The organism is Kineothrix sp. IPX-CK, assembly GCF_039134705.1.
Taxonomy (GTDB): Bacteria; Bacillota; Clostridia; order Lachnospirales; family Lachnospiraceae; genus Kineothrix; species Kineothrix sedimenti.
The window spans coordinates 742,096-754,744 of record NZ_CP146256.1 but is presented as its reverse complement, the minus strand read 5'-3'; the positions used below and the strand labels follow the sequence as shown (position 1 = coordinate 754,744).

10 protein-coding genes are annotated in these 12,649 nt (G+C 44.4%); all 10 read right to left on the bottom strand.

The window, feature by feature from the left end; translation table 11 throughout:
* Positions 1–8 precede the first annotated feature (8 nt).
* Positions 9–851 (bottom strand): aminotransferase class IV, encoded by an 843-nt coding sequence (locus V6984_RS03525; RefSeq protein WP_342758426.1) that lies wholly within the window; start codon positions 849–851, stop codon positions 9–11.
* Positions 852–1,106: 255 nt separating this feature from the next.
* Positions 1,107–1,565: an Lrp/AsnC family transcriptional regulator gene (locus V6984_RS03520; RefSeq protein ID WP_342758425.1), complete on the bottom strand. Its 459-nt coding sequence runs from the start codon at positions 1,563–1,565 to the stop codon at positions 1,107–1,109.
* Between the two features lie 18 nt (positions 1,566–1,583).
* Complete coding sequence (locus V6984_RS03515) at positions 1,584–2,585, bottom strand: LacI family DNA-binding transcriptional regulator (protein WP_342758424.1); 1,002 nt, start codon at positions 2,583–2,585, stop codon at positions 1,584–1,586.
* 147 nt (positions 2,586–2,732) lie between these two features.
* Positions 2,733–4,241, bottom strand: coding sequence for an alpha-N-arabinofuranosidase (locus V6984_RS03510; protein ID WP_342758423.1), 1,509 nt, complete (start codon positions 4,239–4,241; stop codon positions 2,733–2,735).
* Between the two features lie 73 nt (positions 4,242–4,314).
* Positions 4,315–5,166, bottom strand: a complete 852-nt coding sequence (locus tag V6984_RS03505) for a carbohydrate ABC transporter permease (RefSeq protein WP_342758422.1) — start codon at positions 5,164–5,166, stop codon at positions 4,315–4,317.
* A gap of 1 nt (position 5,167) precedes the next feature.
* On the bottom strand, positions 5,168–6,061 hold the full coding sequence (locus V6984_RS03500) for a sugar ABC transporter permease (RefSeq protein WP_342758421.1): 894 nt from the start codon (positions 6,059–6,061) through the stop codon (positions 5,168–5,170).
* A gap of 157 nt (positions 6,062–6,218) precedes the next feature.
* The gene (locus V6984_RS03495) at positions 6,219–7,541 is read right to left on the bottom strand and encodes an ABC transporter substrate-binding protein (RefSeq protein ID WP_342758420.1); all 1,323 of its coding nucleotides are present in this window, start codon (positions 7,539–7,541) and stop codon (positions 6,219–6,221) included.
* 198 nt (positions 7,542–7,739) lie between these two features.
* Positions 7,740–8,093, bottom strand: a complete 354-nt coding sequence (locus tag V6984_RS03490; protein WP_342758419.1) for a phosphatase PAP2 family protein — start codon at positions 8,091–8,093, stop codon at positions 7,740–7,742.
* 429 nt (positions 8,094–8,522) lie between these two features.
* A complete protein-coding gene (locus V6984_RS03485; RefSeq protein WP_342758418.1) occupies positions 8,523–10,535 on the bottom strand; it encodes a beta-galactosidase in 2,013 nt (670 codons plus the stop codon).
* Between the two features lie 20 nt (positions 10,536–10,555).
* A complete protein-coding gene (locus V6984_RS03480) occupies positions 10,556–12,610 on the bottom strand; it encodes a beta-galactosidase (protein ID WP_342758417.1) in 2,055 nt (684 codons plus the stop codon).
* Between the last annotated feature and the right edge of the window lie 39 nt (positions 12,611–12,649).

Here is a 12,649-nt window from a genome sequence, read left to right as displayed (position 1 = left end):
AGCCAACCTCACTCTAACCCGCAGTAAACACGGAATTCTGCAACGAGATAATCCTGAATCACCTCAATTAACTTTGGTGCTTTTCCGCCCACCGGTCTCCCCTTCAGCGTTTTTACCGCAGAGCAGAAATTGCTTGAGCTTGTAACAATAATTTCATCGGCCGCTTCCATTTCGCTCATCGTAAAGGCTGTTTCGTCCACCGGTATCTTTAGTGCCTTGCAGGCCATGATTAAATGCGACTTCGCAATACCCGGTAAAATATATCGATCATTAGGATGCGTTTTTAACATCCCGTCTTTTAATATAGATACATTGCTGTGTGCACACTCAGTCACAATATCTCCCCTGTAAAATACTGTTTCCTGACACTCCTCCTCAGATGCCTTCTGAGAAGCCATTACACTGGGCAGCAGATTCAGTGTCTTTATATTGCAATGAAGATGCCTTGTATCTTCCATTGCCGTCAATGCCATACGTTCCTTTATATTGCGCAGTTCAAAGGGCGTTACTGTGATCCAGAAATTTGCCTTTGTGTCCGGAAATGCATGATTCCTGGGCGCAGTACCTCTTGTCACCTGCCAATAGACAAACGATTCCTCCGCCTCCACCATAGCTGCCATTTCCTCTAAAATAGCTTTTACCTCTGCTTTTGTATGTGGAATAGTGATTTTGATCTGTTCCGCACTGTTAAAAAAACGGTCAATATGCTCTTCTATCAAATAAACCACATGATTTGCGCTGAAAGTTGCATCATATACCCCATCACCAAAAAAATGAACTCTGTCATTCATTGGGATCACCATTTCTTCAATCAATCCAAATATTCCATTATAATATCCCAGATTTTCCATCCTGACCTTCTTTCCGCAAATATGCCATCCGCCCTCATTGTTCTATTTGCAAAATTATTTTTTCAAAAAAAACGCATGTGAGAAAAGACCTCTCTGTCCTCAAATGCGTTGTTGTAAAGCTTATATTATTATGATTGTAATTATATCCCTGACAATAATTTTTGTAAATATTTATAAAAATTACGATAATATTTATTTAAATATTTACTTTTCATTTTAATTTTTATTGTGTATATGCTAAAAATATGCATTCGGCTAAATTTTTTTCACTTCGGGAACCGGAGCCAAAGTGTTTTTTATCTCCTTCAATACAAAAAATGTTTTTGTACCAGACACTCCCCTAATACTTTTTATTTTCCTGTGCAGCAATTCCAGTTCTTCCGAAGAGCGGGTATTGATTTTAATCATAAAATCATAATCTCCCGTAACGTAATGGCATGCTTCTATATCCTCCATGCTTTTCATTTTATCCGTAAATTCGTCATAATATTTGGGATGTTCCAGACTGACCTCCATAAGCGCCATAACATCGTTTCCTATCTTATGCTGATTCACAACAAGCGTATACTGCTGAATAATCCCGATATTTTCCATTTTATTAATCCGTTCGATTACAGCGGCAACTGAAAGATTGACCCTTTTACTGATATCCGTAGCCGATCGGCGGGAATTCTCCCTAAGCGCGATTAATATTTTTCTGTCAACTTCATCCATATGCATTCCTCCCATTTATCATGTCTCTGCCTGCGCAGTTATGGTTTCTCCCTCTACTATAGCAAAATCCAATATCCTTTTCGTCTCGGTTTTTTCTTTATTAATTAATTCAAAAAGGAGATTCACGGCAGTGGTGGCTACCTGCTCTGCCGAATTATCAATAGTTGAAAGCCTTGGGGTAACGTATTCCAGAGTATCGATATTGTCGAAACCCATGATTCCATAATCCGCAGGTGAGGCCAGTCCTTTTGATTTCAAATATTTCATTAATTCAAGGGCGAAGATATCTCCGGAGCAGAAAAAGGCGGTACGTTTCGAGTCCTCCAGCTGGCCGGCACACAGCTTAAGGTTATCTTTCTTATCAATAACAACTGCCTCCCTGTCCGGATATTGACGCATGGCCTCGTTAAAGCCTTCAAGCCGCTGCTCATGTACATAAATATTTTCCTTATAGCGGTCAGAAAGAGGTGGGCAGACGAATACCATCTTCTCATATCCTTTTTCCAATATCCGCCGTACTGCTTCTCTGGCGGCTTCCCTCTCCTTGATCCCAACGAAGGGAATTCCCTCAGCAACCTTATTGTCTATTGTTACAATAGGAATGTCAAAGCTATTTAAAAAATCCTTATACTCTTGTCCCTGATTAACAGAAGAAAGAATCATACCATCCACACGGTAATCCGCCAGCCTTATTATCTGTTCCTTTTCCATCGCTTTATTGTTCTCATGCAGAGCGATATTAATAAAATAGCCGTGTTTTCTGGCTTCCATTTCAATAGCATTGAGCATTTGCGCAAAGTACCGGTTATTCACATCGAGCACGATAACTCCTATGTAAAAGGTCTGTCCCTTTACAAGCCCTCTCGCCAAAAGGTCCGGTCTGTAATCATAGTCCTTGGCGGCCTTTAATATCGCGTCCTTCGTCTGCGGATTAATTCTTCCCGTATCCGTCAATGCCCGATGGACTGTGGTTCTTGAAACACCGCATATTTTTGCAAGTTCTTTCGTTGTAATTCCCATCTTTGGCAGAACCTCCATTACGCTCATTCTTTCTTAGAGTATAGCATAAAAAGAGGCCGTTGCAAAAATTCTTTTAGAGAATCTTACTACGGCCTCAGGCTTTAAGGTTACTGTTCACGACCTTCACAGTAACTCATGCTTTTGCTTTTATTTCACTTCTATCCTTATCATATGGAAGGAAAGCGGCTCCATAGTTAAGATCACCTCATCCCGTTCCAGTATGTTATCCGTTACATGATACGGCTTTACTTCTTCATGATTTACAAGATTCGTGGCCTTTTTGTTCCGGTGACTTAGCGCCAGATGTTCTGTCACTCTCTGCGGTTCAAACCCCTGAAGACAGACCGTAAGCGAGACCGCTTCCTCTTCGCCGCGATTTACCGCAAACAATACGGCCTCTCTCTTTTCTTCATTATAAACAGTTACCTCATCTACATATGGAACCTCACCAAATCCGTCACAAAAATATGCCGGACAGTGCAGGACATCCCGCAGCACTTCTCCATGTCCGTATCCGGCCATCCATGAAAAAGGATAGAAAACCGGCTGCACCCATACATCTCCTCCACGCTCTGTCATGATTGCCGCACTGATATTCGTGAGCAATGACTGACAGGCAACCTTAATACGGTCTGCATATTTCAGAAAGTTCATCATCATACTTGCAAAAAGCAGGGAATCTTCCAGCGAATAAATCTGCTCACTAAGGTGGGGCGCCACTTCCCAAGCCTCCTCATGCACCTGCGATGCCACCTCTGTATCCGGAATGGACCATACTCCCCATTCGTCGAAACTGATATACAACTCCTTTTCCGAGCGCTTTTTCGCTTTTACAAAATCACAGGTCCCAATCACAGTCTTAATATAGTTCTCCATATCCAGTGACTGCGCCAGGAAAAACGGCGTCCCCTTTTCCTGATTTCCGTAGTATTGATGAAGCGAAACGTAATCTACATAATCATAGGTATAGTTTAAGGTTGTCGCTTCCCAGTCGGGATATGTCTGCATGTCGGATTTGGAACTTCCGCAGGATACCAATTGAATGCTGCTGTCCACCTGCTTCATCGCCTTTGCCGTTTCCTGCGCCAAACGTCCATATTCCTCTGCCTGCTTATGTCCTATCTGCCAGTCTCCGTCCATTTCATTTCCCAGACACCAGAGTCCTATTCCATAAGGTTCTTCCACGCCATGCCCTTTTCGCATATCGCTGTACAAGGTTCCCCCTTTTATATTGCAGTATTCCACTAAGGAAACTGCATTTTCGATTCCCTTGGTTCCGAGATTTACGGCAAATATAGGCTCTATTCCCGCCTTTTTTGCCCACTTCATGAACTCGTTGGTGCCGAATTCATTAGTCTCTATCGCTCTCCAGGCTATTTCCAGACGCCTTGGACGTTTCTCTACAGGACCCACTCCGTCTCTCCAGTCATAACAGGATACAAAATTACCTCCCGGATAACGAATTCCGGTCACTCCCAGTTCTTTTACCTTCTCAAGTACATCCTGCCGGAAGCCATCCTCGTCTGCGCTTTTATGCCCCGGCTCATAGATTCCCGAATAGACCACCCTACCCATATGTTCTACAAAGGAGCTGTAGATTCTCTTATCTATTTTCCCCTTACTAAAATCTTTGTTAACGATTACTGTTGCTTTCATGTTTAAAACTATACTCCTTTCAGTATCTTTTACTTTTGCGACACAGCCTTTTATGTAAGCATGATTTCGCATTTTATTCCTTTGTCCCTGCCGTGGCAATTCCCTCCACAAAATATCTCTGGCAGAACAGATAGAGAATCAGAAGAGGAATCAGGGATATCATGGTCGCCGCAAGCGTAGGCCCGTATTTGATCACTTTATTACCTACAAGTACCGCAAGGCCAGCCGATAAAGTCCTTTTATCGGATGAACTGGTCAGCATCAGCGGATAAAGTAAATCGTTCCAATTATTCATAAAGTGGAAGATACCCAGACTTATAAGCGCCGGCTTGCATAACGGCAGCATCAGCGAGCGAAATATCCGGAATTCTCCCATTCCTTCTATTCTTCCGGATTCTTCAAGTGATTTCGGAAGACCTGCAAAAAACGAACGCATCATATAAATACCAAAAGCGCTGGTAGCTCTGGGCAGAATCAGTCCTAAATAAGTATCCAAAAGCTTTAATTTAAAAATTTCAATATAGAGAGGTGTCATAATGATCTGGAACGGAACCATCATGGTAAGCAATATAATGGAAAAAAGCAGCTTAGAGCCTCTAAAATTTAATCTTGCAAAAGCATAACCGGCCATCGAATCGAATAAGACACTCAATATGGTCACGCCTCCTGCAAAAAATATGGTCGTTTTGGTCATTGAAAAGATGGGAATGCTCTCAGTCACATATCGATATTGGGAAAAGGTCCACTCCGTAGGAAAAAAGTGAGGCGGATAGGCTATCACTCCGCTGTCTGTCTTAAAGGAGGATACAAACAGCCATATAATAGGCACCAATACTAAAATAACCATGCCAAAGGTGAGAAGGAATCCCATCAGCTTTCCCAAGTTCCATTTTTTCTTATTTGCATAAAAAGCTTGTTTCTTCAACCTATTCGCCTCCCCTCTCCAATACAAATCTTCTAAGTACAAAGGTTATGACAGCTATAATTATAAACAGATACACGGAAATGGCGGACGCATATCCCAAATCATAGGGTGCCGTCTGAAATCCTCTGTCGTAAATATACTGCACCACGGTTTCCGTCTTATTTAACGGACCTCCCTGAGTCATTACATAAGCCTGATCAAACATCTGCAATGCGCTGATCATCGTAGTTACAATACAGAAACTGACGGTAGGCCATATGCCGGGAATAGTAATATGTATGAATTTCCGGAATAAATTAGCGCCGTCTATCTCCGCCGCCTCATAAAGGGATGCCGATACGTTAAGCACGGCTGCCGTTATCAGCGTCAATGTATATCCAAAGCCTTTCCATGCGCTGACCGCAATAATAGTGGGCATCGCAAGCGCCGGATCTTTCAAAAAGGAAACGCTTCCTGCCCCTGTCAGCCTGAGCAGATAGGGAACCAGTCCCATATTCGGATCCAGGAGCATTGACCATACAATACCTATGGCAGTCATGGAACAGACAAAAGGCAAATAATAAATAGTTCTCAGCGCTCTTGTATACCGGTTATTCTTCGCAACAAACAAGCTGAACAAAAGGGCGAGTCCTATCTGCAGAGGCACTTCGAACAGGGCAAAGTAAAGGCTGTTAAAGGTAGCACTATTTACTCTGCTATCCTTAAATAGCCTGACAAAGTTTTTCATTCCTGCGAAAGAAATATCATTCATAAAAATATTCATATTCAACAAACTGATGATCAATGAAGCACCAAGGGGAACAAAGACAAATACTGTGAGAATCAGCATGGATGGCAGGATAAAGAGGTAGGCACTTCTCTGATATTGAAGTCTGCTTTTTTTCTTTTTATTCATCACTTATACTCCTTTATAAATTGCAGCTTTCCGGTCTCTGACTTCTTAAGGGCCGGAACAGAACTGAAATAATACATACTTTACCGCTCACAGCCTTGAGGAGAAGAATCCTGACAAGTCTGTCAGGATTCTTGGGAATCAATATACTACTCGACCTCTACTGCGCGAGCACCGTATCCATGGCGGAAGATGCTTCCTTAAGAACAGCTTCCGGCGTTCCTGCACCCGTAATTATCTTTTCAAACATTGGGATCATGACATCGTTATCTATCTGGCTTGCAAGAGAATATCCCAGATTATAGGAACGTCCTATTTCCGTTGCTTTGGAAATCGAATTCAACACCTCATCGCTTTGAATCTCAGGATCCTCTGCCAAAGTTTTCGACCATACCGGGAATCCGTTTCTCTGTGACCATTCCTTTAAAATTTCATCGCTCAGCCAATACTTCATGAATTTATATGCCGCTTCCTTTTCTGCCTCGCCGGTTCCTTTCGGAATTACATAGCTGCATCCTCCTGCGGGTGAAAAGGCGCCTGCGGTACCTGACACACATGGTGCAATACCGAAATTAATTCCCTGTGCTCTCAGTCCGTTGATCTGCCACGGCCCGCTCATGTACATGGCAATCTGACCGGCCTGAAGCATAACGTCCGCATCGGAACCAGTTATGTTCTCCGGAGTTACCTTCTTATTGAATGCCAGATCCTGCAGATATTCCAAGGTCTTTAGGTTTTCCTGAGAATCTAATAAATTCTTATTCTCCGAAGGGTCATTGGCATCTCCGCCGTTTGCCCAAAGGAACTGCATATACGTTGTGTTTGTCGGCAATGCAAGGCCATATTGATTTTTGGAAGTATCCGTAAGCTTTTGTGCATATTCCGCAAGCTCATCCATTGTTGCCGGAGGCGTATCGGGGTCCAGGCCTGCTGCCTCAAATAAGTCCTTATTCCAATACAGATAAGAAACATTATACTGCATAGGTGTTCCGTAAAGCTTACCCTCCACGTAGGACAGCTCGGTTACATTTTCCAGAAAGTTGCTTTTGTCCACGCCTTCCTTCTCCCAGAAATCGCTGATATCCTCCAACGAATCGTTGCTTACATAAGGAGCGATATTTTCCACGCCGAACAGGACAATATCCGGTGCGGTTCCAGTTGCTATCGATGCCGGAAGTTTTTGCTGCAAAACATCATTGGGCATGATATCCATCTCGATCTTGATGTTATCTGTATTCGTCTTATTGTAGTTATCTACGATCTCGCGGAGAATGTCTCCGTCCGAACCCGTAAACACATTCCAGAACTTAAGCGTAACCTTATCCCCTGTCCCGGCCTTTGCCTCATCACCGGCCGCGGTTTCTGTCTGCGTTGTCTCCGCTTTCTCTCCGGTGGTTGTCTCCGCCGTACTATTACTTCCGCATCCTGCTAACAGGGAAGATACCATAGTCACAGCCAATACGATACTTAATAGCTTTTTCATTTCTATACCTCCTGAATAATAGTGTCGTGTGCGTCCACGTGTACGCACCCGCGGTTTATGGCAAATTCTTAATTAACATTTATATCTTGAATTTGCCTCTGCACTTATGTATTTTTTCATGCGTACACGTGTACTCTATAAATATTATTATGCACATTTTACAGTAAATGTCAACAATAATATCATAAAACAAAAAAATTACTTCGGATGTTCAGAACGGTGCATGCCTTTAAACAATGCATTAATTATCACCTCTGCCATATAACTAATCGTTATCCCGCAAAGCATTCCCGCAATAACATCGCTGGGATAATGAACGCCTAAATACAATCGCGATATACCAATCAAAAACGCCAGTATAAGAATCGGTATCCCTATTTTTTTAGGCAGCTTTCTGTAAAATATGTATCCTGCCGCAAATGCACTGGCCGTATGGCCGGATGGAAAGGAAAAATCTGCCGGTTTATGGATAAGCGGTACAAGGGTCGTTATTGTATCAAACGGTCTGCTTCTTTCCACCAGATTTTTCAGCACCATATTATTGATAATCATTGACAAAATTAGGGCACACATTCCCATACAGCCTATTTTTCTCGTTTTGGGGAAAACGAAAAGGAGGATAGAAATCAACGTCCATATAAATCCCCTGTTTCCTAAGTTGGTGATAAAGATAAAAATTGATGTTAAAGTATTATTTCTCAGAAAGTCTTGTATAAATAATAGGATGCTGCTGTCTAAACGAATGAAAGCTTCAATCATACCATTTGCCTCTTTTCCATTTTCTCTTCATCTTAGAAAAATATATGTGCCGCATACGAAAAAGATGAGAGTACGGAAAACGGTATTGCACTCACCGGGCAGACTCATATTTTAGATTTTGCAATGGATTATTTACTATGGACCGCACAAAAGGAAAGATAAAAAAATAAGCCGGCCGGAAATCTGTTCCGGACGACTCATTTTTAATTTTTATTACTGCATTCAGGCTTCGGATTCCACAACGATCCGAATTCCCCACGCCTCCAATACAAGAGTCTGTCCGTTTTTCACACTTTCCTCTTTCAAAAGCTCCTTTCCATCTCCATGCAGATAAGGCTGCCTGATCTCTTTTTCTGAATAATTCAGGTAAAAGTGCACCTTTCTGCCGGTTTCATTCACACCGTTTCGTATGATGACCGGAAAAGCTGCTTGTTGCTCTATTCCCCATATTCCGGTCTGTTCCAGTACTCTTTTTAAAATTTCCTTTGTGTAAGCAGGCGTAGTCAGACATGCCACATAAGTTGCCATGCCTTTTCCAAAAGCATGCTCTGTCACAGCCGCATATCTGCCCCAGAACGGATGGTCATAGTGTGCCAGTACATCTGCGCCTTCCGTTTCCACAAGCTCCATAAAAACCGTGGCACTGCATTCTTTTGCCGCTGCCGCATAGACCTGATCCGCCAGCCATACATCGTCCGGCTGTGTAAACTCGTCATACCGGATACCCAGACATTTCTGCAGGACAGCGGGCTGCCCCTCATGTCTTACTGTTAAGAACTCGTTGGCAAAGCCGCTGCGGAAGGCCGCCACAAGATGTCCGCCCCTCTCCGCAAAATCAGACAAAGCCGTTAGCAGCTTGGTGGGCGCGCTATAAAGTACAGGAACTACCAGCAGCTCATACTGTTCGAAATACTCTGCATCCTCCGGGAATAAAATATCACATTCCACATTCAGCTCATACAAAGCGTCATAGTAACGCCTTACCACGTCATTATATGTCGTCTCCCCTCCCGGCAGAGGGAATTCGCGCAGGCCGGTCAGCGATTCATTGCTGACTAAAAGCGCTGCGCGATTTTTCTTTTTCAAGTTTATAAGCGACGGACCAATCCTTGCCATATCCGCACCGATTCCTGATATCTCCCTGTAGATCCTGTTCGGTTTCAGATCATGGCTCAATATCCCTTTCCAGTACGTTTCAAAGGAATTATGAATCGAATGCCAGTGCCAGTACATGAGAGCTGCAGCACCGCTCGCTATATGGCTGAACGCATGCAGCCGGAGCTGCCCGTCATAAGGCGTCCAGTTCACATGCCCTTGTGCCTGTGTTTCCAGTACAAAATAACTCCGGCGCTTTAAGCTTCGCACCAGGTCTCCTCCGAATGCGATTTCCTTTCCGGTCAGCTTCGACTGTGTCAGATGATAGATATCGCAGCCTGCAATGTCGAGGCACTGCACTGCCTTCTTATGATCTGCCTCTGCCTGCACTCCATAAGTATAATTGCGCCATTCGAAATCCAGATTATGGGTGATGAACTGTCCCTGTCTTATATATTCCCTGACGATTCCGCTCTGCCATTCCAGAAATTCAGTAACGAGCTGCCTTCTGAATTTTTCGAATTCCGCCCGGAAGCTCCCGTTAATGGAACCTGTTGGATCGGGCACATTCTCCCAAGCATCCACCCGGTTGCTCCAGTAGGAAAAGCCAAATTCTCGATTCATTTCTTCAACATCCCCAAAGGTCTTCTTCAAATATCGTACGAACAGACGTTGTACATTCGGCCCCGATGTATGGTAATGTTTGGTCTCATTATCCAGCTGAAAACCGATAACATTGGAGTACCTTTGTACGCATTCCATTAGCTTGCGTATAATACGCTCTGCATAATAACGGTAAGCAGGACTTGTAATGTCCATATTCTGTCTGGCCCCGTATTTCTCCTTTCCCCGTTCCGTCACGGCGAGTATTTCGGGATTCTGGGACGCAAGCCAGGGCGGAATGGCATAGGTAGGCGTCCCTACTATGACACTGATGTCATATCTTCCGGCCGCCTCCAGTACCCGCTCCACGTGTGAGAAATCAAATTCTCCGCTAACTGGCTCCTGCGTGGCCCAAGTGGATTCCGCAATCCGGATCACATTGATGCCAGCCTCGCGCATCAGGCGCATATCCTCTTCCAGCCGCTCCACGGGCATATATTCATCATAATAGGCCGCCCCAAATAAAAATCTGTCCATGCTCCTTAAACACCCTTACCTTACTCCGGCAATTCGATTACCATCGTTCCATAGCCTTCCAGCTTCTGACTGCCGATAATCTCCTGCCCCGTATAAAGGTCCTTTCCTTTTTTATGCAATGTAATATCAATAGGCTCATTCTTGTAATTCAAAAGGAACATACAGCATCCCTTCTCACCGCTCCTTACCGCAATTTCACAACATTCCGGCACGGTGACCACATCGGCATAGGGGGCTGCCACACCAAGCTTCTCAAGAAAGATTCTTGCGGACCTCTCATTCCAAGCCGAACCGTAATACCATGCCTCTCCCTTTCCAAAGCGGTTACTGATCAGCGCTCCTGCTCCCGCGTAATAATCCGTCGTGTATATCGCTTTACACTCTGCCGCATTTCCGACGGGCTCCAGTAAATCCGTAAAGACACTGGCTGCAAAGCTGCTCCCCTCCCAGTCCACGTTCACAGTTTCTGCGTCCGGCGCAATGAACGAATACTCCAGTATATCGGTTCCGGTCAGTTCTCGCAGAAGTCCCGGCAGCTTAGCCATCACACATTTTCCTGTCATATCCTTATAAGCGCTTCTGCATCCAAAGACAAGCGTTCCTCCGTCTGCCACATATTTCTTCAGAACTTCCGCCCGTTTTTCATTAATAAGCGTTGGATGCGGGTAAAAGAGAACCTTATATTTGGCCAGTCTCTCCGACTCCGTTTCATCCTTCAAATACACATAATCAAAGGGAGTATGCGTCTTCTGTGCCGCTGCAGACAATGCTTCCTGACTGCTCTTTTCCACTCTCCGATGCCATGCATCCACTTCCGCATCCCACACATTATCATAATCCTTCAGTATGCCCACCTGTGCCTGATACACCGAGCCTGCTGCCATGCCCAGCTTCTTTATCTTTTCATGTACTTCACGCACTTCCTTGATCCGGCGATTCTCCCGTCCGGAATAATCCAGAATACCATGCCAGTAAATCTCCGTTCCCATGGTACAGGTACGCCATCTGAAATAGCTGACAAAGTCCGCTCCGTGAGCAATGGACTGCAGCGTCCACAGAGTAAGCTGTCCCGGCCTGGGCGCCGGCGCTTCCATATGAGTATTCCAGCCATTGGCCCCGGACTGCTGCTCCATAATTCCAAAGACCGGCGATATGGAACGCACTTCCGTCAGATTCCGGCTCCACTTTCTATCGCGCAGCTTTTCATCACCATCTTCGTACATATCCAGGCAATAGGCAAAGTTCGGATAGGAATCGTAGGTCATGAAGTCCAGGCTTTCATCCGCCATCTCATGATTATCCAGATGTCCGAAAATCCCATTGGTGGTAACGAAATCTTCTGGTTTTTTATGTAAACGTATTATTTCACTTTGTCTTTTGACAAACTTTCTCGCACTGGCCGATATAAATCTGAGGTAATCCAGCATCTCATGAGGATTGGTTGAATTGCTGTAGGTCTGCCTTGGCAGATGCACCTCCTCCCAGTCCGTATAGGTCTGGTTCCAGAAGGCTGTGCCCCATGCCTCGTTCAATCCCTCAAGCGTATTATATTTTTCCTTAAGAAAAAGACGAAATGCCTTTGTATCGCTTTCGGAATAAAAGACGTTTTTCTCACAGTTGATCTCGTTGTCGATCTGCCATCCGATGATACATTTTCTGGGACCATAATGTACTGCCAGTTCCGTCGTGATCTTCCCGGCTTTCTCCTGATAAACCGGAGAATTATAATTATAGTGCCTTCTTGCACCGTGGCGGTAAAGCACTCCGTTCATATCCGCATTCAATACCTCAGGATATTTCTCCGTCAGCCAGGCCGGAGGTGTCGCTGTGGGCGTACAAAAAATTACTTTCACCCCCACTTTCTCCGCCAAATCCAGGAACCGGTCAAAGAAATCAAACGAATATGTTCCCTCCGTTAACTCTACCTTGCTCCATGCGAACTCGGCAATCCGTACGACCTCAATCCCTGTCCCAAGCATTCTCCGCAGATCTTCCTCCCATAAATTTTCCGGCCAATGCTCCGGATAATAACAGGTTCCAAGAACCAGTCTGTCCCCTTCCAGAATCATACTCATAAATATTCTCCTTTCTTTTCGTTTCATCGCTATGTTTCT